This is a genomic window from Agarivorans sp. QJM3NY_30, from assembly GCF_050870855.2.
In the GTDB taxonomy this organism is placed as follows: Bacteria; Pseudomonadota; Gammaproteobacteria; order Enterobacterales; family Celerinatantimonadaceae; genus Agarivorans.
On sequence record NZ_CP194038.2, the window covers coordinates 331,303 to 355,279 of the forward strand.

Annotated in this window: 21 protein-coding genes and 2 pseudogenes; 11 read left to right on the forward strand and 12 right to left on the reverse strand. The window is 46.0% G+C overall.

Annotated features, from left to right (window positions below):
• The first annotated feature begins 1 nt into the window (after nucleotide 1).
• Complete coding sequence (locus ACRRSX_RS01500; RefSeq protein WP_432454971.1) at nucleotides 2–658, forward strand: TetR/AcrR family transcriptional regulator; 657 nt, start codon at nucleotides 2–4, stop codon at nucleotides 656–658.
• Here the strand turns inward: ACRRSX_RS01500 and ACRRSX_RS01505 are convergent.
• Nucleotides 650–862: a hypothetical protein gene (locus ACRRSX_RS01505; protein WP_432454970.1), complete on the reverse strand. Its 213-nt coding sequence runs from the start codon at nucleotides 860–862 to the stop codon at nucleotides 650–652. The two genes, ACRRSX_RS01500 and ACRRSX_RS01505, sit on opposite strands and share 9 nt — an antisense overlap.
• A 173-nt stretch (nucleotides 863–1,035) precedes the next feature.
• Between ACRRSX_RS01505 and ACRRSX_RS01510 the strand changes: the two genes are divergently transcribed.
• The gene (locus ACRRSX_RS01510; RefSeq protein WP_432454969.1) at nucleotides 1,036–1,860 is read left to right on the forward strand and encodes an HDOD domain-containing protein; all 825 of its coding nucleotides are present in this window, start codon (nucleotides 1,036–1,038) and stop codon (nucleotides 1,858–1,860) included.
• 70 nt (nucleotides 1,861–1,930) lie between these two features.
• On the opposite strand, the gene ACRRSX_RS01515 is transcribed toward ACRRSX_RS01510, so the two are convergent.
• The 4 genes from ACRRSX_RS01515 to ACRRSX_RS01530 all read right to left on the reverse strand — a co-directional run bounded on the left by ACRRSX_RS01515 (nucleotide 1,931) and on the right by ACRRSX_RS01530 (nucleotide 8,476).
• Nucleotides 1,931–5,077 (reverse strand): efflux RND transporter permease subunit, encoded by a 3,147-nt coding sequence (locus ACRRSX_RS01515; protein WP_432454968.1) that lies wholly within the window; start codon nucleotides 5,075–5,077, stop codon nucleotides 1,931–1,933.
• A gap of 3 nt (nucleotides 5,078–5,080) precedes the next feature.
• On the reverse strand, nucleotides 5,081–6,244 hold the full coding sequence (locus ACRRSX_RS01520; RefSeq protein ID WP_432454967.1) for an efflux RND transporter periplasmic adaptor subunit: 1,164 nt from the start codon (nucleotides 6,242–6,244) through the stop codon (nucleotides 5,081–5,083).
• Nucleotides 6,245–6,261: 17 nt separating this feature from the next.
• On the reverse strand, nucleotides 6,262–7,662 hold the full coding sequence (locus tag ACRRSX_RS01525; protein ID WP_432454966.1) for a TolC family protein: 1,401 nt from the start codon (nucleotides 7,660–7,662) through the stop codon (nucleotides 6,262–6,264).
• 100 nt (nucleotides 7,663–7,762) lie between these two features.
• Nucleotides 7,763–8,476: a glutamine amidotransferase-related protein gene (locus tag ACRRSX_RS01530; protein ID WP_432454965.1), complete on the reverse strand. Its 714-nt coding sequence runs from the start codon at nucleotides 8,474–8,476 to the stop codon at nucleotides 7,763–7,765.
• 135 nt (nucleotides 8,477–8,611) lie between these two features.
• Between ACRRSX_RS01530 and ACRRSX_RS01535 the strand changes: the two genes are divergently transcribed.
• The gene (locus ACRRSX_RS01535; protein ID WP_432454964.1) at nucleotides 8,612–10,108 is read left to right on the forward strand and encodes an aldehyde dehydrogenase; all 1,497 of its coding nucleotides are present in this window, start codon (nucleotides 8,612–8,614) and stop codon (nucleotides 10,106–10,108) included.
• On the opposite strand, the gene ACRRSX_RS01540 is transcribed toward ACRRSX_RS01535, so the two are convergent.
• A complete protein-coding gene (locus ACRRSX_RS01540) occupies nucleotides 10,086–10,313 on the reverse strand; it encodes a hypothetical protein (protein WP_432454963.1) in 228 nt (75 codons plus the stop codon). The two genes, ACRRSX_RS01535 and ACRRSX_RS01540, sit on opposite strands and share 23 nt — an antisense overlap.
• Nucleotides 10,314–10,833: 520 nt before the next feature.
• Here ACRRSX_RS01540 and ACRRSX_RS01545 point away from each other — a divergent pair.
• From ACRRSX_RS01545 to ACRRSX_RS01565, 5 genes are all read left to right on the forward strand, one after another.
• Nucleotides 10,834–11,376: a hypothetical protein gene (locus tag ACRRSX_RS01545; protein ID WP_432454962.1), complete on the forward strand. Its 543-nt coding sequence runs from the start codon at nucleotides 10,834–10,836 to the stop codon at nucleotides 11,374–11,376.
• Nucleotides 11,377–11,560: 184 nt separating this feature from the next.
• On the forward strand, nucleotides 11,561–12,529 hold the full coding sequence (locus tag ACRRSX_RS01550) for a CsgG/HfaB family protein (protein ID WP_432454961.1): 969 nt from the start codon (nucleotides 11,561–11,563) through the stop codon (nucleotides 12,527–12,529).
• Nucleotides 12,526–12,852 carry a hypothetical protein gene (locus ACRRSX_RS01555; protein ID WP_432454960.1) on the forward strand — a complete coding sequence of 109 codons (327 nt, stop codon included), beginning with the start codon at nucleotides 12,526–12,528 and terminating at the stop codon, nucleotides 12,850–12,852. The genes ACRRSX_RS01550 and ACRRSX_RS01555 overlap by 4 nt, the downstream gene beginning before the upstream one ends.
• Nucleotides 12,849–13,208, forward strand: coding sequence for a DUF4810 domain-containing protein (locus tag ACRRSX_RS01560; protein ID WP_432454959.1), 360 nt, complete (start codon nucleotides 12,849–12,851; stop codon nucleotides 13,206–13,208). Before ACRRSX_RS01555 ends, ACRRSX_RS01560 begins: the two co-directional genes overlap by 4 nt.
• A gap of 5 nt (nucleotides 13,209–13,213) precedes the next feature.
• A complete protein-coding gene (locus tag ACRRSX_RS01565) occupies nucleotides 13,214–13,855 on the forward strand; it encodes a DUF799 domain-containing protein (protein WP_432454958.1) in 642 nt (213 codons plus the stop codon).
• Between the two features lie 81 nt (nucleotides 13,856–13,936).
• Here ACRRSX_RS01565 and ACRRSX_RS01570 read toward each other — a convergent pair.
• Nucleotides 13,937–14,221, reverse strand: a pseudogene (locus ACRRSX_RS01570) (arginase family protein); the annotation flags it as partial.
• Between the two features lie 93 nt (nucleotides 14,222–14,314).
• On the opposite strand from ACRRSX_RS01570, the gene ACRRSX_RS01575 reads away from it, so the two are divergent.
• Nucleotides 14,315–15,202, forward strand: coding sequence for an IS982 family transposase (locus ACRRSX_RS01575; protein ID WP_432454957.1), 888 nt, complete (start codon nucleotides 14,315–14,317; stop codon nucleotides 15,200–15,202).
• Nucleotides 15,203–15,216: 14 nt separating this feature from the next.
• Here the strand turns inward: ACRRSX_RS01575 and ACRRSX_RS01580 are convergent.
• Nucleotides 15,217–15,855: pseudogene (locus ACRRSX_RS01580) on the reverse strand (arginase family protein); the annotation flags it as partial.
• A gap of 269 nt (nucleotides 15,856–16,124) precedes the next feature.
• Here ACRRSX_RS01580 and ACRRSX_RS01585 point away from each other — a divergent pair.
• Both ACRRSX_RS01585 and ACRRSX_RS01590 read left to right on the forward strand, forming a co-directional pair.
• Nucleotides 16,125–17,258, forward strand: a complete 1,134-nt coding sequence (locus ACRRSX_RS01585) for an efflux RND transporter periplasmic adaptor subunit (protein ID WP_432454956.1) — start codon at nucleotides 16,125–16,127, stop codon at nucleotides 17,256–17,258.
• A gap of 2 nt (nucleotides 17,259–17,260) precedes the next feature.
• A complete protein-coding gene (locus tag ACRRSX_RS01590) occupies nucleotides 17,261–20,347 on the forward strand; it encodes an efflux RND transporter permease subunit (RefSeq protein WP_432454955.1) in 3,087 nt (1,028 codons plus the stop codon).
• 108 nt (nucleotides 20,348–20,455) lie between these two features.
• Here ACRRSX_RS01590 and ACRRSX_RS01595 read toward each other — a convergent pair whose 3' ends face one another.
• From ACRRSX_RS01595 to potG, 4 genes are read right to left on the reverse strand one after another with little or no spacing between them, the layout of a single operon-like run.
• Nucleotides 20,456–20,998 (reverse strand): cupin domain-containing protein, encoded by a 543-nt coding sequence (locus tag ACRRSX_RS01595; protein WP_432454954.1) that lies wholly within the window; start codon nucleotides 20,996–20,998, stop codon nucleotides 20,456–20,458.
• A 27-nt stretch (nucleotides 20,999–21,025) separates the two neighbouring features.
• A complete protein-coding gene (locus ACRRSX_RS01600) occupies nucleotides 21,026–21,871 on the reverse strand; it encodes an ABC transporter permease subunit (protein ID WP_432454953.1) in 846 nt (281 codons plus the stop codon).
• Nucleotides 21,871–22,797: a putrescine ABC transporter permease PotH gene (potH, locus tag ACRRSX_RS01605; RefSeq protein ID WP_432454952.1), complete on the reverse strand. Its 927-nt coding sequence runs from the start codon at nucleotides 22,795–22,797 to the stop codon at nucleotides 21,871–21,873. The genes ACRRSX_RS01600 and potH overlap by 1 nt, the downstream gene beginning before the upstream one ends.
• Nucleotides 22,794–23,933 carry a putrescine ABC transporter ATP-binding subunit PotG gene (gene potG / locus ACRRSX_RS01610; RefSeq protein ID WP_432454951.1) on the reverse strand — a complete coding sequence of 380 codons (1,140 nt, stop codon included), beginning with the start codon at nucleotides 23,931–23,933 and terminating at the stop codon, nucleotides 22,794–22,796. The genes potH and potG overlap by 4 nt, the downstream gene beginning before the upstream one ends.
• Nucleotides 23,934–23,977 lie beyond the last annotated feature (44 nt).

Sequence of the window (23,977 nt, forward strand, 5' to 3'; positions counted from 1 at the left end):
TATGGAAAACTATGTCGTTCCTGAGCATTTGGCGATGCGTAAGCAGCCACGCCAAGAGCGTACTAGACGACTAGTCGAGCACATTTTAGATAGCACATTAACGCTAATTAGAGAGCAAGGCATGGCTGCGGTGAATACTAATTTAATTGCTCAGCATGCAGAGATTGACATTGCCTCTTTATATCGTTTTTTTCTGAATAAAGAGTCGATCTTTTTTGCTTTAGCTCATCGATGGTTTGATAAGGTGCTGGTGGTGCTTGATGAAACTAATTTTCATTTGGCTTCCGGCGGTATTAAAGATTACTCAGATAGTGGTCAGCGTCGCGTGAATGAGTTGCCAGAGACGGCTGTGATGTTAGTCAGCTTTCATGAATTATTTACCCACGATAATGACTTCAAGGCGCTAGAGGATTGGTATCGGGGAATTATGATTACTCAGGCAAAACAATCTTTTGTCGAAAAAGGGTCCGCTTGGGATGATGAAGCGCTGACTAGCGTGTGTATCTATTTCTATAACTTTACGCGAAACTTCATGGCAGGCACCATTGGCATGAGTCGGCAAGAACATTTACAACAATTTAACTGGTTTCAGGTGATGTTAGATAAAATTCGTTTGATGGTATTGCAGGATCCTGTTCCGGCGAGCTTCTTACGTTAAGGTGTTATTAATCATTTGGTTTTGCGGAACGCTGGGGTATTCTTGGGAATCGACCAGCTGTTCAGCGCCTAAACAATCTAACCAATGGCTGTAGTCTAAAGTTCTGTTTTCTATAATTAAATTTGTAAGTCGTTGATCTGACAAATGTTGTGACGCGAGCTTATCCTTGGCCCAAGCTTTCCTGTCATTTTGTGCAATAATCACTATGTTTTCCATATTTATCAGGTCAAACTAGCTGTTTATATAATGTTCAGTTTGGGTCAATTTAACAATTTGAACCTTCACTAGCTTACAGATTGTGAATTAGGGCTTAATATTTGAGTCATCGGGGTGTGAAAGCAGGGCGCGCTTCACACTTATTTTTGGGAGAGCCATACATGGAACTGGAAGCCTTTTTCCAGCAAGTAAAGAAACTGCCAGTGATGCCGCAAATCATGCAGGAATTGCTGATGAGCATTAACGATGAAAATGTCGACCTGCATCATTTGGGAAGGAAGCTTGCGACCGATCAGTCCCTCGGGGCGAATGTATTAAAGATGGCTAACTCGGTCGCCTTCCGCGGGATCAAGCAAATTGATTCAATTGAGGCTGCTGCCATTCGCTTGGGCTTGAAAAGGGTTCGCTCGTTAGTGGTTGCGGCGGGACTGAACGGCATGATGCCGCATAAAAACTTCGATCAAAAACAGTTTTGGACACAGGCGATGTACGTAGCGATGCTGGCTCAAGCCCTCGCTAAATGTACCGATGTTGATCCAGATACAGCCTTCACCTGTGGCATGCTACATAATTTTGGTGAGCTGATGATTGCCATTGCGACTCCAGAAGAAGCTGGCCTGATTGAGCTGAGTTTAGAATCGGGAGAAACTCGGGTATCGGCGCAGCGCCAAACTCTCGGTTTAGATTATGCCCAGATCGGTGGTGAATTGGCGCAGCGTTGGAACTTCTCTCCGGTGATTACCGATGCCATCGAACAGCAGTTGAATCCGGTGGATTTTGATCCAGTATCAAAACCAGCGGTGTTGATCCGTTTAGCTATTTTTGCTCATCATGCCCTTGATGCCGGTTTAAGTGCTGAGTTGGTCGCGAATAATTTGCCAGCACCGCTTTGTGAGTTAATCGCACTGAATAAGAGTAAGGCACCTAGCTTGCTTGAAGAGGCCACCGAGCAAGCTCATCATGCGGTGACCATGAGTAACATCTAAGAACATAATTGTCGCGAGCCCGGTTTGCTTGATTGCTCAACTTTGTGTGCGTGGGCTGGTACGCCGTAGATTAATTCTTTGGTTTTTCGAAACCAGCCAGCCACCACCTTTTGGCCTTCGTTCCGGCCTGACGAGCATCTTCGAGTAACAAATAATTTACTGGTACGATCAATAGAGTCACGATGGTGGCAAAAATAATCCCAAAACCAAGTGAGACAGCCATTGGAATTAAAAACTGTGCTTGAGTACTCTTCTCGAAAATCAGAGGCATTAAACCAGCAAAGGTGGTTAACGAGGTGAGGATTACAGCTCTAAAGCGAGCAACCCCAGCCTTAGTGACCGCACTGAACAAGTCGATTCCCTTGGCTCGTTGCTGGTTAATGTAGTCGACCAGCACAAGGCTGTCGTTGACTACAACGCCGGTTAAAGCCAGCATGCCCATCATGCTCATAACCGTTAGCGACATACCCATGATCATGTGGCCGAGTACCGCGCCGACTAAACCAAAGGGGATGATCGACATCACCACCAGTGGTTGCAAATATGATCGGAAAGGAATGGCGAGTAGTCCATAAATTACAAATAGCACAAATGCTAAGCCAATCGCCAGACTGGTAAAGGATTCGCGCTGTTCTTTGGCTTCACCTTCTAAACTGAAGTTAACTTCTGGATAGCTGGCAAGTGTTTGAGTGAGCCATTGTTGGAGCTCGCTCTTAATCACTTCGATGTTGGCTTGCTGTTTGTTGACGTCGGCGCGAATATTTTGGGTACGCAAGCGATCGATCCGGGTAATCGTGGCCGGGCTTTGTGAAGGACGCAATGTGGCAACTTCATCGAAGGGCAGTTCAGCGCCGCTGGCTGTTCTAATTAGCATTTTATTGAGATTATATTGCGAGTGACGCTCATCCGCTGGATAACGGACATAAACTTTGACATCTTCACGTCCTCGCTGGATCCGCTGTACCTGATAGCCAAAAAAGGCACTCCTCACTTGTTGGGCGAGCTCGTTTAAGCTTAAACCTAAGGCTTGTGCTTGTGGCTTTATGTTTAGTTGTAGTTCTTGTTTGCCGTTGGCTAGACTATCTTCAATATCAAATACCGCAGGATATTCGGCTAATTTTTTTCTAGTCAGTTCGGCAACTTGTGACATGGCCGAAAAATCATTGCTACTCAACTGAATGTCTAAAGGTGAGCCGCCTCGGCCGATTTCAGCTCGGAAGGTAAGGCTCTCTGCTCCGGGAAGTGGGCCGATGAGTTGCCGCCACTGACGCACTAAATCGGCGCTGGTGACTGGGTTGGTTCTGCTCTCGGGGGGTTCAATTTCAAACATTACACGGCCAGTATTACTTTGGCCGCTGCCAGAGCCGCCGCTAGAGCCACTAGTGGCTAAAATGTTGAGAATGATGCTCTCGCCACTTTCTGAGTCTCGGTATTGATCTTGTAACTGACGGGCGGCCTCAAAGATCCGTTGAATATAATTATCGGTGATATTAAAGCTTGTGCCTGCTGGTAGTACTAAGCTGGCCCGTGCCGTTTCGCTTGGCACTCTTGGAAAGAAAACAAAGCGTACCCAGCCAGAGGTTGCTAAGGATAGCACGACTAAGAAGATGCTGATGGCGAGACTGAGGGTTAATAAACGGCGGGATAGTGCACGTTTCAAGAGTGGCTGATAGAAGCGTAAAATTGCATTTTCAAAGCCATCGGCGATGGCATGTTGCCAGCGATTAAAGCGGCTAGAATGATTCTTATTGAGTGGTTTGAGGTGCTTCAGGTGGGCTGGTAAAATTAGTTTTGATTCGATCAAAGAGAACAACAAGACCGGGATCACAATCATCGGGATTTGCGCAAATATCTTGCCTCGAACCCCATCAATCATCAGCAGCGGCAGGAAGGCGGCAACTGTAGTTAAGACGCCAAAGGTCACTGGAACTGCGACTTCTTGGGTCCCCTTAATCGCTGCATATAGTGGTTCTTCGCCAGCTTTAAGGTGAGTATAAATATTCTCCCCAGTGACGATGGCATCGTCGACCAAAATTCCCAGTACCATGATGAAGGCAAATAACGAGATGATGTTGATGGTGACATCGAGGGTAGGCATCACCAGTAAACCGCCCATAAAGCTTAGCGGAATGCCAACACAGACCCATACTGCAATGGCCGGACGTAAGAAAATAGCAAGCAGTAAGGCGACCAATAAACAGCCTTGCAGGGCGCTGTTCTTGAGCGTATTGAGACGGGCTTTTACCACGCTGGAGCGGTCGCGCCAATAATTGACCGATACCCCTGTGGGCAATTGACTCTGTTTTTCAAGGATGTAGTTTTTCACAGCGTCAGCCACGACAATGGCGCTTTGATCGCCGACTCGATAGACTTCAATCATCACTGCGGGTTGTTTATTAAATCGATTCACAATCGGTGTTTCTTCGAAACCATCCACCACTGTGGCGATATCAGCGAGTTTAATACGAGTACCATCGGCTTGACTGATGATTAATAAATTCGCGAACTCTTCGCCAATGTAAGCTTGGCCTTTAGTGCGCAGTAAAATTTCCCCTCCCTGTGTTTTTACCGAGCCTGCAGAAAGATCTAAGGAGGCGAGTCGAATGGATTCGGCGACCTTACTTAGGCTTAAGCCATATTCACGCAGCTTTCTTTCGGAGACTTCGATAGAAATTTCGTAGGGGGCGACCGCATCCAGTTCCACCTGACTTAGTTCCGGGAGTTGCAATAGTTCGTCACGGATCTGTTCCGCCAGTAGCCGCAGTTCTTTGGTTTGAAGGGCACCAGAAACAGCTACCGAGATGGTCTCACGTTTGCGCTGACTGAGGCTGACGACAGGGCGCTCGGCATCACTCGGGAAGGTATTAATTGCGTCGATCCGAGATTTAATGTCGTCCATCACATCACGAGTGACGTAGTGAGGATTTACTTCGGCACTGACGCGCGCGGCACCTTCCTGAGATATCGAGGATATTTGGTCGATGCCTTCGATATCGCTGATCGCTTCTTCAATGCGGATCGCTAAACTTTGTTCACTTTCTTCGGGACTTGACCCGGGCAAGGCGATACTCACGTTCACCATATCCAGCTCAAATTCAGGAAATACCTCCAAAGGTAAACGGTAGCGGGCGGAGTATAAACCTAAGCCGACAATCAGCACCATCAACAGGTTGGCGGCTACGTGGTTACGGGCGAACCAAGCAATTAGACCATGCATCGCTTAGTCTCCTATGACTCTAGCTGGGGTGCCACTGATCACCCTGCCTAGCGGGGTGGTGACTAATGTTTGACCAGGATTTAAGCCGCCATCGATGATATAACTTTGTGGATCTTGCCAGATCAGTGAGACTTTTTTACGCTGTAATAAACCATTTTCCAGGATGACTACCTGCTGGTCTGGATATAAGGCGCTACGAGGGATCACATAGACTTGTTTTAAGGTTTTCCCTTGAATATTGGCGCTGACAAATTGGCCGATTTTTAGAGGCGGTTTATTTTCATTGTTGGGTCCGTAGGGGTCGTCGATTTTTGCCACTAAGTAAAGTTGGCGGCTGGTGCTATTGAGTGCTGCCTCGCTACGTTCGATTTGAGCTCGCCATTGGTATTGTTGCGTTCCTAATTGAGTATAAAGCTTGACCAAGGGCTTGCTGATGCTGCTGTGACTTTGGCGAAAGTTCTCGGGAATGTTCAGTACCGCTTGATCGCTTAAGCTAAGCGGTAAACGCAGTTCTAGGTAGTCGATGGCATAGCTGCTTGCCAGTTGTTTGCCGCTGCTCACGTATTCACCAAGCTCGACATTCTTGTCGATCACCCGTCCCGCGTAAGGGGCTCGGATCACGGTCCGTTCTAGTTCCAATTTGGCTTTACTTAACTTGGCTTGAGCCGAGGCTAAAGCGGCTTGTTTGGCGGCGAGTTGTGGTTTGCGTAAAACCAAATCGTTGGCTGGTTTACCTTTCCCTAAACGCTGCCAATCGCGTAATGCTTGGACGACTTTGGCTTGCTCTTCGGCGAGTTGCAGTTGCGTGGTTTGTAGTTCGGCAGCGGCAATGGTGATCGCATTTTGGTAATCTCGCTGATCTATTTTGAGTAATTTTTCGCCTTTTTTAAAAAACTCCCCTTCCCGAAAATTATCGGAAACACTGGTGATGGTACCCGCCACCTGAGCGATCAACTTGGTTTCAGTATGGGCTTGAATACTACCATAGGAGGCAATCCATACCTGATAATCCTGCGGTTGCAAGCGGCTGACTTCTACTGCTAATTTGGTTTGTTGTTGGACAGTTTTTTTCTGAGCTTGTGGTTTGTTTTGTTTAATATACTGGCTAAGCAAAATACCCAAGATGATGATCAGTACTGGCAAGCTAAGTCGTAGTAATTTGGCCATATTGGCAGTACTCCTGGTTAAGGTAAGTCGTCTGAAGAAAAGGTCTGGCGGCGGGTTTGTGAATGATTGAGGTCGCCGCCTAAGGCGAGGTAGAGTTCAATTCGATTTTGTAACTGCGAATTGAGTGCACTAATTGCGCTGCTACGGGCGTCGAAGGCACGCCGCTGCGATTCCAGTACCGTCACGTATTCGTTGAGGCCTGCCAGATAACCTTCGAAGGCTAACGTCTCGGCTTGCATCGAATCCTCCGCTGCGGCAGCCAGCAATTGAGCACTTTGATAGAGACTTGGTTCCAAGCTGAGGCTGTTTTCCACTTCGGCAAAACTATTCAATATTTTCTCTAAGTAAGACTGATTCAAAGCTTGCGCCTTGGCATATTGTTGCAGTTGTATATTTTTCCGTTGGCCAGCATCAAACATGGGGGCTGTCAGGCCTGCAAACAGCGACCAAATAAGTGACTCGCCATTCACTAATTGCTGCAATTGTGGGCTTTGACTCCCGCCGCTGGCGGTGAGTTTTAGGCTGGGGAAGCGATCTCGATAAGCCGCATAAACGCGCAGATCGGCGGCAGCCAATTGATACTGCGCAGCTTTCAAATCATGACGACGTAGTAACAGTTCGGAGGGTAAACCTGCAGGCATCGCTGGTAGTGCTTCGGCCAGTTCGCCTTGCACTTTGATGCTGCCACTTGGGTAGCGACCGAGTAGTAATTCCAGTTGGCGCTGGGCTTTGAGTAATTGTTGTTGGCGGTTATTTTGCTGTACTTGAGCTGCACTTAAGTCGGCACGGGCGAGGTAGACGTCGAGCGCACTGTTGAGGCCGCTTTGGTAGTTTTCTTGAATGATTTGCAGGTTAGCACCAAGGTTTTCGTAACGTTGATTCACCAAGGCGAGTTGCATTTGTGCTTCAATAAGGCTGAACCACTGCTTTGCGGTGGTCGCTGCCAAACTAATTTGTGCCTGTTGCCATTGCTCAAAGCTGACCTTAGCATCCAGAATAGCGGCTTGTTGGCGCGCATCGAGCTTTGCTAACCAATCGATTTCCCAATTGAAGTTAAGTCCCAGTTTAAATTGAGCATTGCTGGCTGCATCAGTACCACTGCGTTGTCCTGAAATAAAAGCTTCAATATTGGGCCATTGCTGAGCTTGTTGAATTTGGATCTGGTAGAGCTGTTGATCGAGGGCATAGCCGCTTTGCTGTAAATTGGGATTATTCTGAAAGGCTTCTTTGAGCAAGTTTTGTAGCGGTGCCGGGAGCGCTTGTTCAAAATGATGATCGGCAAAGGTTCCTTGCCGATAATGGCTACTCCAGTGACTGTTGGCCACCAGAGGAGCCTGCTGAGGTGGCGATGCCTTAAGGCTACAGCCGAATAACACTGTGCTTGCCAAGATTGGCCAGATCCATAAAAGCCGCAGCATCTTATTCCTTGTGACTTAACTATCCATTTATTAAGTGCTATTTAACGTGGCTAGCTGGCTGATGTCGAGTGTTGTCGCATAAATTTTACGACTATTTGCGCTAGCACTTAGCATGGCGATACATTTGTAATATCCAATTAAACACTAAATCGGCATCAAGCGCTTGCTGTAGGCTCTGTTTGGCGCAGCGAAAGGCTTCGGGAGACAATAACTGCTGTCGTTTGTCGATCAGCGCCTCAGCGTAGCCATATTCAAATTCTGGATGACCTTGAATTGCCAATATATGCTGCCCAATCTGAAACATAAAGTTAGGGCAAAAATCACTGCTGGCTAAGCGTTCGGCATGTTCGGGAAGTTGCAGCACTTGGTCTTGATGGCTGACTAAGATATGTAGTCGTTCTGGAGCCGTTTGTTGTTCAGCCCAAGACGGAGCCTTGATGAGTTGATTATTCGCAACGCCTAAGCCCCAGCCTTTGTCTGACTTAGCGACTTCGCCACCCAAAGCGCGCGCGATCAGTTGGTGACCGAAACAGATACCAGCTAAGGGCGCCTGTACTTGCTCACACTCTTGCACCCAGCGAATTAACGCGTTGATCCAAAGGTCTTGGTCATAGGCATTATGACGGCTCCCGGTAATCAGATAGCCGTCGAAATCAGTCAAAGAGGGCAGCTGTTGCTCTAAGGCATTGAATACTTCAAAAGTTAAACTGGCGTCTTGGGCACCGAGGTGGGCAATAAACATATCAGAATATTCACCGTAGTGCTTGGCTAAATTGGAGTCAACTTTGTCGCAATTAATAATGGCTATATGCATGTTACCAGTCCAATGGTTAATTTAAATTTAAAAGTTCGCTGTTAAATAAATCGTATCAAGTCTGGAATAATATGCAATATTTGTGTAGTTTTGTTAATTATTAAACAACGAATGATGATTTAGCCCGGAGGGAACATGGCTCAGTATGATTTGCAGTATTGGCAGAAACAGGCACTCGAATTAGATTTTCCAACACAAGCATTTATCAATGGAAAGTTTGTCGACGCGCAATCAGGAAAAACGTTTACGAGCATTAATCCGGCCAATGGTCAGCCCTTAGCTGAGGTGGCCGAATGTGATGCCGCCGATGTGGAACTGGCGGTGAGCGCCGCTCGAAAGGCTTTTAGCAGTGGTTCTTGGTCGGGTAAGGCCCCATCCGAGCGCAAGCAAGTGATGCAAACCTTTGCTCAATTAATTGAACAACATCAGCAGCAGTTAGCATTGTTAGAAAGCTTAGATATGGGGAAGCCAATTGGCGATGCTTTATCTTACGATGCCACGGCAACCGCCCGCTGTATCGCTTGGAATGCTGAGGCTATCGATAAGATTTATGATGAAGTGGCCCCCGTCACCTCAGACGCTTTGGCCCTGGTCACCCGTGAAGCTTTGGGGGTGGTTGCCGCGATTGTGCCGTGGAACTTCCCTTTGGTGATGGCCTCATGGAAGCTTGGACCGGCATTAGCTACGGGCAATTCGGTGATCCTGAAGCCTTCTGAAAAATCACCATTGAGTGCATTATTTTTGGCAAAATTAGCTCAGCAAGCTGGGATCCCCGATGGCGTCTTTAATGTTTTGCCCGGTTATGGTCATACTGCAGGACAAGCGCTGGCCTTGCATATGGATGTGGATTGCATCACCTTTACTGGCTCTACCGGCGTGGGTAAAAAACTGGTGGAGTTCTCAGGACAATCGAATTTGAAGCGGGCCTTCATGGAATGTGGTGGCAAAAGCCCTAATCTGGTGTGTGCCGATGCGGCAGACTTGGACAAGGTAGCCGAAACTGCGGTGGGATCGATATTCTATAACCAAGGTGAAGTCTGTACCGCTGCTTCGCGCTTGCTGGTACATCGCAGCATTCACCAACAGTTGATTGAGAAAATGCTGCCTTTAGTTGAGCAATGGCAACCGGGTCATCCGCTGGATCCAAACACCAGTATGGGCGCAATGGTTGATCAAACCCAGATGCAACGGGTATTAGCGTTTATTGAAGGCGCGAAAGCTCAAGGTGCTAAATTGTTATGTGGTGGCGAGCAGGCGTTGCAAGAAACTGGTGGTTATTATGTGCAGCCCACTATTTTTGATGATGTAGCGGCCGACTTAGATATTGTGAAGCAGGAAATATTTGGCCCAGTGCTGGTGGTGCAAGTATTTGATGATTTGGAGCAGGGCATTGCACTGGCCAACGATACCGATTTTGGCTTGGCTGCCGCAGTATGGACCGCCGATCTGAATACTGCAGTGCGTACCTCACGTGCTTTACGAGCCGGAACGGTATTTGTGAATAACTGGGACGGCGGGGATATGACCATGCCCTTTGGTGGTTTTAAACAATCCGGCAATGGACGTGACAAGTCATTGCACGCACTTGAAAAATATACCGAACTTAAATCTACTTGGATTGATCTGACTTAAGTTCTAATGAGCCTGAGTTGCCCGACTCGAGGGAGTCGGGCGTTTCAATAAAATGATCTAAAATGAACTGCTGGTCGAGCGGATTCAAGTCGAAACGAAAAGCCACCTCGTTTAGCGAACGATAATCATGGCAATGGTGTTCTCCGATGTACTTCACCGCACGGATCAGATCTGTTCCTTTGGGCAATAAGCAGCAATCACTCATGTTAGGCACCTCTCTAACAACCGCTTTAAGTATAGTTTGTTAAGCGAGCGCCGGAAGACAAGATAGTTTGATCGCTAGGGTCGCGATTTAAAGTGACTCTGACCCCTTTTACTTAAGTGACTCTGACCCCTTTTACTTTTAAAATAAATGTATATTTATCACATAAAATCAATGCAATACGATTTATAATTTGCTTCGCTTGAATATTCTGAAGCTGAGCCATGCTTGCGTGGTAAAGAACTAGATTGTGGGGGAAGCTGAAGTAAACGCGGTGAAATCGACGCTTGCTTTATGCTTGTGTCTCATCTGATTATCTCCTTTCATATAGGCTCGTTGGGCATTCTATCGTGTCTAAAGCATATCGGAATGTTTTTACAAGTATTGCTGGAGGTCTAATTTTATTATTTCTCATTCAGTAAGGTGTTGATCAATCGATAGTTGCGATTGGAGGACGATGAGTATTTACCAGTAACACCTTTACCAGCCAAGCATGGTGCGCGGCTTATGCAGGAATAAAACAGTGAAATATTTAGTTGTATTGTTAATGTATTTAAGTCTTTGGACTTGTGCTGCAACCAGCAAAACGGAGGATTTAACTCAAATATCTGCTGAGAATCATCAGCTTGCTGACTTAGTGGCCGGGATACAGAATAAACATCCTAGTCGTTACCTAGAATTAGCCGGAATACTCTTTCAACAAGGCTATAAGCGGCAAGCGGTGAAGTGGTTCTATGTGGGGCAAATTCGCTATCGTGCCTATTTAAAGGCCAGACCTGATCTGGATCCATCTGCAGATGCCGCACTATTTGCTTCGTTAATGGATACGCTTGGTCGACCATTAAATGAGTATATTGCTGGTGATGTGGATGAATGGGTTGAAGTGATCAACCAGGCCATCGATTGGCATCATTCACATGCCGATGGATTTTTAGGTAAGGCGTCAAATCAAGCGGTTTATGCGGCAGTGTTAAACGGTTTAGTGGGTATGCGCGATCATATTGCGGTAAACAAAGATGCAATTCGGCGTCAACGAGTAGAGAACGGCTTACAGAATCGCGAGTAAAGTCGCTCAGGTTCATTAGCAGTGCTCCTACTCAACGGATTAACTTTCTATAGATTGAATCTCAATGAAATGAATATATTACAATAATATCTATGCTTTCATATGGATATTGTTAATAATATGACGTTCGATGTTGTTTCAATAAATTCAACGCATTATCGCATTATTATTAAGGAAGTTTTTAATGAAAAATAAAGGTGGCTGGATAGCGGCTTTTTTTATCACCTTTTTGAGCGGATGCTCAACCCAAAGCCCTCAAATTGAATCAGTTGAAAGTGCCCACTCTCAGGAAGCACAACGGGAAGCGCAGACCTTGCAACAGCAAGCCCCAGCCAAGCCAACTTTGAAACGAAAGGTCGCTCTAGGCAGGATCTCTAATGAAACGATTTACGGTAAAAGCTTATTAAGAGATTCAAAAGGGGACGTGTTGGGAAAACAAGTCACCGATATGCTTTCTAAAGCGTTGACTGAGTCGGGACAATATCTTGTATTTGAACGCCCTGACATCGCCAGGTTGCAAGACGAAGCTCAACTAACCGGTGGAAAAACCGATTTTGTTGGTGTTGATACACTGATTATCGGTTCTTTAACCGAATTTGGTCGAAAAACCGTCGGCGAAAGTGGCTTTTTATCGTCCACCAAGAAGCAGATTGCTTATGCAAAAATGGATTTAAGACTTGTTGATAGTAAAACTGGCTTGGTATATCACTCGTTATCTGGTGCGGGCGAAGCAAGCACTGAGTCAGCTTCGGTTGCTGGTTTTGGTTCTAAGGCATCCTATGATGGCACGCTTAACGACCTTGCAATCTCTAATGCCATATCTGATGCAATCAGTAAGTTAACCCAAGAGATCCAATCGCGGCCATGGAAGACCGACATTTTAGCTTTAGAAGATGGGTTAATTTATTTAAGCGGTGGTAAAAGTCAGGGAATAACAGAAGGCATGGCTTTTTCAATTGAAACTCAAGGTAAAGAAGTTAAATCAAAGCAAACTGGATTTATGATTACTTTACCTGGTAAGTCAGTAGCAGAAATTAAAGTTATTCAATTATTTGGTGATAATGAAACCAATGAAGGCTCGGTTGCTACATTAACGGGTGGTTCGATAGTTGACATGGATCTAACTAAATTAAATGTAGTGGAGATGAAATGATGATAAGTAAAATATTAGTTTCAGCTCTAATTCTTGGGGCGCTTAGTGGTTGTGTTCAAATGCCCACATCAACCAGTAGTACGCTTGATAATCGTCCTCAATTAATCTTTTCTTCGGCAGGAAGCACTAAAGATTTGGCTACTTATACTTTGCAGGTCGATGGCTTAGAGATGGGAAGTATTGTGGATTATCATGACGGAAATAAGGCTCTTAAGTTATTGTCTGGCACACATGTGGTAGAGGTATTCGATGGTGATAAGTCGGTATTAAAGCAAAAAATATACCTTGGAGATGGTGTGACTAAAACGGTAATTATAAAATGAAGACGCTTAAATTAATTTTTTTTATGACATCAATGGCCTTTCTATCGGGATGTCAAACGACCAAAACGATGTATGACTGGGGCGGCTACGATGAAAGTTTATATGAGTATTATCATGATCCTGTCGCAGCTGAGGAGTTTCCATTAGCCTTAGAAGAACATCTTCTACAAGTTGAACAGAATGGCCAGAAAGCTGCACCCGGCTTATATGCCGAAGTTGGAACTTTTAATTTGAAGTCTGGAGATGTCCCTAAGGCAATTAATTATTACACCAAAGAATCGGAAACCTGGCCGGAGAGTAAACCCTTGATGGACGCAATAATCCAAAACTTAGAAAAGCAGCTTCCTAAAGAGTAGTTATTATGTATAAATTAGTTATCATTTTATTCGGCAGCTTATTGCTTACAGCTTGTCAAAGCGTACCGACTGAGCCTCGACAAACAGGGTTTGAGGACATTAAGCCTCGTTCAATATTAATTTTACCAGTGATTAACCATAGTGTAGATGTTGATGCGCCACTTGCTGTATATAGTTCCTTACCAGTGATGCTCGCTGAAAAAGGCTACTATGTTTACCCCTCCAATACGGTTAAAACAGTCTTAGAGTATGAAGGATTGTATGAACCAAGCGAAATTCATAATTTACCTACCAGTAGTTTGGCTGAAATGTTCGGCGCCGATACCATTCTCTATGTCACAATAGAAAAATGGGATACGACCTTTGTTCTACTCTCTAGTACCACTGTTGTTGATTTTTCTTATCAATTTAAAAATCCAACCGGAGATATTATTTGGGAGGCTCATAAGCACATAGAGTATACACCTCAAAGTTCTTCTACAGGGAATTTGCTGGGCGATTTAATTGGGGCTGTTGTGACCGCGGCGATTAATAGAGCTGCGCCAGATTATATGCCTTTGACTCGAGTCGCTAATTATCAGGTGTTTTATACAGACCCTTCAACTTTCTTGCCGAATGGTCCGTATTCGCCACTTGCAGTTAAATAACTCTTTACTGGTGCTTGTGGGATAAGCGTAGAGTGACATTCAAGGCGTAGATTTGCGCCTTGAATGTGTTTGGGTAAATCTTTAGCGGGGTCTCACGGCCCATAGATGCAATAGCTCTAGGCCGATAGTGGCTGCAGCAAGTGCGGTTACATCACTTTGATCGTAGGCGGGCGCAACTTCGACGACATCCATGCCGATTAAATTGATCCCTTGTAGACCCCGTAATATTTGTAAGATCCGATTACTGCTTAAACCGCCGCAGACTGGGGTACCAGTGCCGGGGGCGTAAGCCGGGTCAAGACAGTCGATGTCGAAACTGATGTAGACGGGGTGGTTGGCCACTCGTTGGCGAATTTGTTGAATAATTAACCTGAACTCGGGATAAAAAGAAGGGAACTAAAAGCTGGTTCTGCGATCAGATCTTTCGACCAAGAGAGAACCATCGCAAAGGAACCAGCTATGCATAAATTAGTGGACTTATTTTGTCATGTCGATGACTTTTGTAAGGCTTTTCTACCTCAGTGGCAAAAACTTCAGCTTGAAAGCGGCGAACGTAAGCGAAACCGCAAAGGTCGAATGTCCGAAAGCGAAATCATGACAATCATTATCGCTTTCCATATGTCTCATCAGCGTGATTTCAAAAACTTTTACCTTGGAATCGTACGCCGTCACTACAAGAGTGATTTTCCCACACTACTCAGTTACACACGATTTCTTGAAGTAATGTCTTCTGTGCTCGTGCCATTGAGCTCTTTTTTTACTCATGTTAAAGGAGAGCCGACAGGCATTGAGTTTATTGACTCTACGAGTATTAAGGTCTGCCACAATTTACGCATTCCAAGGCATAAGGTTTTCAAAGGAACTGCGGCAAGAGGTAAAGGTACAATGGGCTGGTTCTATGGGTTTAAGCTTCACATCATTACCAACCATCTCGGCGATATCGTTGCAGCCAAACTTACACCTGCTAATACCGATGATAGAAAGCCTGTTCGGGAACTATCAAAAGGCCTTTTCGACAAGCTGTATGCAGACAAAGGCTATATCAGTAAAGCACTTACCGAAGATTTAAAAGAGGACGGAATTACCCTAATTACGACCCACCGTAAGAACATGAAACCGAAAGTACTTGCCGCTTGGGATAGAGCGATGTTGTCAAAAAGGTTCATTATCGAAACCATTAATGACCAACTGAAAAACATCTCTCAGATAGAGCATTCCCGCCATCGGAGCCTGCATGGATTTATGTTGAACCTACTTGGAGGGCTAATCGCATACAGTCTGAAACCAGAAAAGCCATCGCTAAATATCACGAGCGCTGAGAAAATAGGGTTGATGGCGATGGTTTAAACCGATCTGAGGTTAATTAGCTCAAGACTTAAGTGATTAGCTTGATCGGCATCAATCACCATGAAGGGATGATTATCCCGTTCGTAATCGGTACGAATACCTAATTGTAAGGAATGCTCTGGGTCAATGAGCCCTTCCTTCGGTGCATGATAGAACATAGTGCCATGGTCGTAGTGACTGCCCTGGCTATAGGTATCGGTGTGTGCGTCAAAATGCAGTAAGGCGAGTTTACCGTGGTGTTTGGCGTGGGCTCGTAATAGCGGTAGGGTCACAAAGTGATCGCCGCCCAGACTTAACATGGTTTTTCCTGCTTCGAGTAGCTGCTTGGCATAACTTTCTAAGCGCTGGGTAAACTGTTGCTGTTCACCGCAATCAAATACGAGGTCACCAGCATCGATCATTGTTAATTGTTCGAATAATTTAAAATGCCACGGCCAACGGGTTTCTTCCCAAGCCAAGTTGACCGAGGCGCGACGCACTGCATCGGGACCAAGCCTGGCACCGGGGCGACCCGTGGTGGCTAAATCGAAGGGCAGACCAGTGACCACCACATCGGCATCACTCTGAGCTGGCTTATGATCCAAAGCTTGGCGCAGAAACGTGCTGGCATTGGAATATAAGGAATAGTCGGGGTGGTCTGCGAGGGTACTCATGGCTTTCCTTAAAGGAATATATTATTCGCTGGTAATTTTCTATCAGCGCTAGGTGAGCTACAAGTGTTTATATTGGATTGTTCCAAGGCGGGATGCCCTTTGGCGATGTTACTTACAGCTTTGTTATGATTTATCACTTATTATAGCGAACAGCTACTCGGTAGAGGTGTGGTTTGTCGCTAGAATCAACAAACCGACTCTAGACAGTGAACCACAGTCTTTCTACACTGAGTAATGTATTTATCACTTTAGTCACACGGAACGTTACTATGCTTAGGTCGTTATTTTCATTAAATTTTTCAATTCTACCTTGGCTAGCCTTGTTGGCAGTGACAAGTGCCGTGACCTTGCCTGCATATGCGCAGGGTAGTGAATCCCTCCCCCAAGATGAACAACACATCGCGCCAGTGAAGTCGTTTTCCCTGCAGCGAGTTGAGCATTATGCGATTGAGCGGCGCTTTGTGGGGCAGGTGATCGCCAAGCAGCGTGCAGACCTCGGGTTTGAGCTCGCGGGTAAAATCTCGAAAATCTTTGTCGATGAAGGGGATCGGGTTGACCAAGGTGCTATCTTGATGCAGCTCGATACTGAATTATTAGAGATTGAGTTCATCGATTTACAGGCTCAATTACAACAAGTCGCCGCCGATGCGGCCTTAGTCAAAGCCAATTTAAAACGAGTGAAGTCTCTCAAAAGTGATGGTTACGCCTCCGCTCAGAGTGTTGATGAATTGGTTGCACAACAAAAATCACTCAAAGCCAATAAGGCAAGAATTGATGCTTCAATTAAAGCCAATCGAACTCGGATTGAAAAATCTACTTTAATCGCCCCCTATACTGGCATCGTTGATAGTCGAACCGTGTCCGAGGGCGCTGTGGTGGGCGCTTCTCAGCCAGTTTTAACGGTGTTACAGCTGGGTGGCAATGAAGTAATCGTTGGTGTACCGGTGCGCTTATTAGCGCAAGTGGGTTTGGCTAAACCTAGCTCTGTCACTGTGGCCAAACATGACTATTCAGTGGAGCTAGTGGCTTCTGGTGGACAAGTTGATCCAGTTTCCCGCACCGTTCAATTGCGTTTTGCGCTCCCTGAAGATGATCGCTTGGTGAGTGGGCAATTAGCTTATTTGCATGTGGTTGAAAGCGTTGAACAGCCGGGCTATTGGGTGCCGGTCAGTGCGATTGTTGATGGTATCCGTGGCTTATGGAATGTGTATGCGATTGTTGAGCAAAGTAATGGTGAATTTGTATTAGAGCGGCGCGATGTAAGCGTTCACTATGCGACCCAAGAGCAAGCTTTTGTGACTGGCGCCTTACAACCCGGAGAGTCGATTGTAGCGACCGGGATGCATCGCTATGTCCCGGGGCAACGAGTTCTACCCAGCTCATTTATTGATGAGGCTAAATAATCATGATTGCCGCCATTTATAACAACGGACGTTTAATTGCGCTGCTGATTGCGTTGATTGTGGTTTCGGGGATTGGTGCGATTAGCACTTTACCGCGCAGCGAAGATCCTAAAATTACTAGTCGTTTTGCTAGTATTATTACCCAGTACCCGGGGGCTTCGGCAGAGCGAGTGGAAGCCTTAGTGACCGAACTCATCGAAAATAAAATTAGAAAATTGCCAGAAATAAAACTAGTGCAATCTTCTTCTCGATCTGGTTTTTCGGTGCTACAGGTGGAATTGAAAGACCAAGTGATGGAAGTTGTACCTGTATGGGCGCGGGTTCGTGATTTGGTCAGTGAATTGGCACCACAGTTACCGCTTGGTAGCTCGACTCCGCTGGTGGATGAAGACCGAGGCTATGCTTTTACCACTTTAATTGCACTGCGCTGGCAGGGGAAAAGTGAATCTGATTTAGCAATATTGGGGCGTTATGCGAAAGAATTACAGAACCGTTTGCGTAATATTGCGGGGACCGATTTTGTCGATGTGCAGGGGAATGGTGAAGAAGAAATTCTGGTCGAAATAGACCCCTATCAAGCTAGCGCTATCGGACTGAGTACCGAGCAAGTGTCGCAAATGATTGCTGCCGCTGATGCGAAGGTGTCGGCTGGTGAATTGACCAATAATAATACCCTGATGCAACTTGAGCTGGAAGGTGAACTCGATTCTTTAGAGCGGATCCGCAGCATCCCTGTCGGCGCGAGCGCGAATGCCTTTGTTTATCACTTAGGCGATTTGGCGGAGGTGAGTCGACAGCTGAAATCCCCGCCGGAGCAAATTGCTGTGGTGGAACGCCAAGATGCGGTGGTGATCGGTGTTCGGATGTTGTCTGAATATCGGGTGGATCGGTGGAGCTCTCGAGTCAATCTGGCCTTGGAGGAATTTCAGCAGATACTACCAAGCAATGTAAGCGCCGAGGTTATTTTTGAGCAAGATGGCTATACCTCGACTCGTTTAGGGGAGTTGGTGATTAATGTATTGATCGGTTTTGCTATTATTGTGGTGGTTCTTTTACTTACCCTCGGTTGGCGTTCGGCCCTTATTGTTGGTTTATCTTTACCGCTCACGGTGATGTTTACCCTTGCGTGCATGAAATTCTACGGCTTGCCAATTCATCAAATGTCAGTAACCGGTTTGGTGGTTGCTCTGGGGATCATGGTTGATAATGCCATTGTTATGGCCGATACCGTTGCGCAAAAGCGCCAGCAAGGTAAATCGGGTTTACAGGCGGTAAAAGAATCGCTTAACCATCTTTGGCTGCCTTTACTTGGTTCCACCTTAACCACCATTTTGGCCTTTTTGCCCATCGTATTAATGCCGGGACCCGCCGGAGAATTTGTGAGTGGCATTGCCTTAAGCGTGATCTTCTCACTAATTGGCTCTTATTTTATTTCTCACACTTTAGTGGCCAGCTTTTCCGGACATTTTCTACCTTCTCATCAAAGTGCTGACCATTGGTATAATAAAGGGGTTCAGTTTGCTTGGTTAAGTAGAGCCTTTCAGGCCCTTTTACATGGCTGTTTGCGTTTTCCTAAATTGACTTTATTACTGGTTTCAGCCTTGCCTATTTATGGCTTTTACAGCGCTGGCGGTTTGACTGAGCAATTCTTCCCACCGTCTGATCGCGATATGTTTCAGATAGAGGTGTACATGGCACCACAGTCCAGCATTTATGCCACCGAGCATTTAACCGAGCAGTTAACTGAACATATGTATGCCAAGGACGGGATCAAATCTGTGAGTTGGTTTGTGGGGAATAATGCACCGTCGTTTTACTACAACTTAATGCCGCGTCAATTAGGGGCAAAAAACTATGCCCAAGCAATGATTAAAACCGATGATTTTCGTGCGGCCAATCGTTTGATCCCGCTCTTACAAGAAGAGTTTGATGCACAGTACCCACAAGCGCAAATTTTGGTACGCAAGTTAGAACAGGGGCCTCCTTTTAATGCTCCGATTGAATTGCGTGTATTTGGTCCCAATTTAGACCAACTTAAAGAATTGGGTGATCACTATCGGCGGATCCTCTCCGAGGTGCCAAACGTGACTCATACTCGTGCAACGTTGCTGGCCGGAACACCTAAGGTATGGCTTAAAGTCGATGAAGAAGCCTCGCGTTTAAGTGGCATGACCTTAACCCAAATAGCCAGTCAGCTACAAGCAAGCTTGCAAGGACTGATTAATGGCAGTGTTTTGGAGGGCAGTGAGTCCTTACCCGTAAGAATTCGTTTAGCCGATGAGCAGCGTAAAGAATTAGAAAATCTAGGCGATATTACTTTAACTAGTGAGATGGCTGGCAATATCCCTTTAGCTTCCTTAGCTGAGCTGGAAATTCGTCCAACTCGGGGTGAAGTGCCTCGACGCGACGGACGGCGGGTGAATGTGGTGGAAGGTTACTTACGCACCGATGTACTGCCCGAGGAAGTATTAGAAGCATTTAAGGCGAGGTTAGCGCAGGAGCAGGTCTTATTGCCCGTTGGTTATAGCTTAGAGTTTGGTGGTGAAGGTGCTGAGCGTAACGAAGCGGTTAATAACTTGCTCGCAAGTGTAGGTATTATCGCGGTGTTGTTGGTGACGGTGGTGGTTTTGTCATTTAACTCTTTCAGGTTGAGTTTTTTGATTATGGTGACAGCGATTCAAGCCGCAGGTTTGGGGCTGTTAAGTGTGTTCTTGGGCGGTTATCCTTTTGGCTTTACGGTTATTATTGGTTTATTAGGACTGATCGGTTTGGCGATTAATGCTGCTATTGTGATCGTGGCGGAACTGAAATCGGATGCTAAGGCCTGTGATGGTGATGCTGAAGCGATCTGTTTCGGGGTTCTCAGTTGTACTCGACATATTAGCTCGACCACCATTACAACGGTTGGTGGCTTTCTTCCTTTGATTTTAGAAGGGGGAGGCTTTTGGCCACCCTTCGCGGTTGCGATTGCTGGCGGCACGGTACTGACTACCATGTTGTCATTCTTTTTTGTACCCGTGGTATTTTCTATGATCGCCAAGGGAAAACGTAAGATCCCTTCCGTGGGTGAACCAACTATTGCCCATTAGTGTTGATTTGGATTAGGCTGTGATTGCTTCGATTTAGCCCGCATGAGAAGGGCTTTTCACAAATAACAAAGCCGCTATATAGCGGCTTTGTTATGAGAGGGCTTCGGCTTAAAAAGTGGGTGGGGTGGCGGCACTAATCAGTTCACACACCTCTTTGCTTTTATTGCGAAAACGATGTGGTTTGCGGGTTTCAAAATAGTAGGAGTCACCAGCTTTGAGAACCTTAGATTTGCTACCCACGGTGATTTCGATTTCACCACGGATAATAATGCCACCTTCTTCCCCTTCGTGTTGAATAAACTCGGTGCCAGTATCTGCACCTGCTGGATAGATCTCGCGTAAAATCGCTAGTTGTCGGCCAGTGTGTTTGCTCCCGACCAGTAGCATTTTAACTTTCCCATCCCCCAGATCCGTGAGTTCTTCAGCACTATAAAAAATCTTATCTTCGCTTTCCATTTCTAAGGTAAAGAATTCACCCATTGAAATCGGAATAGCGTCGAGGATTTTTTTTAGCGAACCCACTGAAGGATTCACTTGGTTTTGCTCAATTTGTGAAATCATGCTGTTGGTGACACCGCTTAATTTGGCTAATTCCCGCTGGGAAATCCCACGCATTAAGCGGATGCTTTTCAATCGTTTTCCAACATCCATTATAGCTTGTTCCTTGGTTGGTACCGATTAAGCACTGTTGCTCGCTCTCAAGTCGAGCAAACGACGTTTCTCGGCTCTGGCCATAATCCACCAGGCAATAAGAGTAGCGACAGATACTACACCAATAATCAGGGTAGCAAGTGCATTAATTTTGGGACTTACCCCTAATCTTACACTAGAAAACACCACCATCGGTAAGGTGGTTGCACTCGGGCCCGACACAAAGCTGGCAATAACCAAGTCGTCGAGCGACAAGGTGAAGGCGAGTAACCAACCAGCCACAATCGCTGGAAAAATCGTTGGCAGAGTAATCAAAAAGAATACTTTCAACGGCGTTGCGCCTAAATCCATGGCAGCTTCTTCGATGCTTTGATCGAGCTCCCGTAGCCGAGAGCTTACCACCACCGACACATAGGCAGTACAGAAGGTGACGTGAGCAATCCAAATGGTGAGCATGCCACGGTGACTAAATAGGTCGAATACCTGACTCAAAGCAATGAACAGCAATAACAAACTTAAACCAGTAATCACCTCGGGCATTACTAAGGGGGCGGTAATCATAAATGCGAAGCTGGTTTCACCTTTAAAGTTACCGAAACGGGTCATCGCAAAAGCGGCCATGGTACCAAGCACCACTGCTGCGCTCGCGGATAACACGCCAATGGTTAAACTTAGACTGATGCCATGCATTAGCAAGTCATCTTGGAAGAGTGCGCCGTACCACTTGGTGGAAAAGCCACTCCAGACCGTAACCAAGCGGTTGGCGTTAAATGAGTAAATGATTAGGCTAAGAATTGGCAGGTAGAGAAAGGCTAAACCAACACTTAAAATGGCCCATTTCCACTTGCTTTTGTAAACCGGAATCGCGTTCATTAGCCGGCCTCCATTTCACGTTTCTGATAACGATAAAAGAATAATATTGGCACCATTAGCAACAGTAGCATCACCGATGCAACTGCCGAAGCGACTGGCCAATCTCGATTGTTAAAGAACTCTTGCCATAAAATTTTGCCGATCAAGATCGAATCTGGCCCACCGAGTAATTCTGGGATCACAAATTCACCAACTGCAGGGATGAACACTAACATTGAGCCCGCAACAATGCCCGACTTGGTCAATGGTAATAGGACTTTAAATAATACCGTGGCGGTCGAGGCACCTAAGTCTCTGGCGGCTTCGATGAGCGAGTAGTCGACTCGCATTAATGCGGTATAAAGTGGCAAAATCATAAACGGAAGATAGGTATAGACAATACCGATGTAGACCGCGGTATCGGTGTGCAATATGCGTAAGGGTTCATCGATTATACCGGTGTACAGCAGAATATTATTCAGGAAACCATTGTTTTTTAAAATCCCGATCCAAGCATAAACTCGGATCAGAAAGCTGGTCCATGAAGGTAAAATAATCAACATTAACAAGATATTGCGATTCGCTGGATTGGAGTGAACAATCGCCCACGCCATCGGAAAACCAATGATCAAACACAGCAGGGTGGAAATGCCTGCAATTTTTACAGATTGCAGATAGGAGCTTAAATAAAGGCCATCATTGACTAAATAGAAATAGTTACCGACATTGAGCAATATTTGGACCTGCTCATCGACCATCGTCACCAGTTGGCTATAAGGTGGGATCGCGATCATCGCCTCGGAAAAACTAATTTTAAAGACGATGAAAAATGGCAGTAAGAAAAATAGGAATAACCAAAAATAAGGCACGGCCAAGACCATGCAGCGACCTTTGGGAATCAATCGAGCGATACGTTGTCTGGTTTTGGAGGTGGCTAAAGTACTCATATTTTCAGTACCACGCAGCTGTCTGCCTGCCAACATAGATACACTGGGTCATTCCAAGTGGGCATATTGTTACGATGGCGACTGCTATTTGGCATCGCGGCGGTCACTCGTTTACCGCTAGCAAGACGCACATAATATATGGATTGGTTGCCGAGATAGGCGATGTCTTCGACCTTACCCTGACAAAGATTGTTGCTGCGCCCTTTGAGAGTCTTAAAAATACTTATTTTCTCGGGACGAACCGCAATCATGAAAGGCACGCCGGGCGCTGCCGATACCCCATGGTTGAGATGAATTGGGAAACCTAAGTCGGGACAATCGATCACCGCACTATCATTTTCGTTATTGCTGACTACGCCTTCAAAGATGTTTACCGAACCAATAAATTCGGCGCTGAAACGAGAATTTGGATACTCGTAAATTTCTTCCGGTTCACCGACCTGAATAAATTGTCCGCGGTTCATAATGGCGACGCGACTGGCCATGGTCATGGCTTCTTCTTGGTCGTGAGTCACCATCACACAGGTTGCGCCTACTTTTTCAAGAATATCAACTACTTCAAGTTGCATTTGGCCACGTAGTTTTTTATCTAGCGCACCCATCGGTTCGTCGAGTAATAACAGCTTGGGGCGTTTCGCCAGACTGCGGGCGAGCGCCACCCGTTGTCGCTGACCGCCGGAAAGTTGATGGGGTTTACGTTTGGCGTAAGCCGTCATATGCACCAGTTCTAGCATGTTGACGACAGTGTCTCTGATTTCAGTTTTCGAGAGCTTGTCTTGTTTGAGACCAAAGGCAATATTCTGTTCTACGCTCATGTGCGGAAATAAGGCATAGGACTGAAACATCATGTTGACAGGGCGTTGATGCGGCGGCACGTTAATTAATTCCTGGCCATCAAGAATAATCTTGCCTGCATTCGGCTGTTCAAAGCCGGCTAACATCCGAAGTAGCGTTGATTTACCACAGCCTGAAGCACCGAGTAGCGCGAAAATTTCACCTTTATTAATGGTTAGACTTACGTTATCGACGGCAATCGCGCCATCATAGTTTCTACTGATGTTTTCAATATGTAATAAGGGTTGTGGCGCCGGTGCATCTTTCACCGGCTCTACAGAAATATCTGGTACCGCCGCCATTGCGGATCCTCCATTAAGATATAAAAGCGCGCTTGCCACCCAAC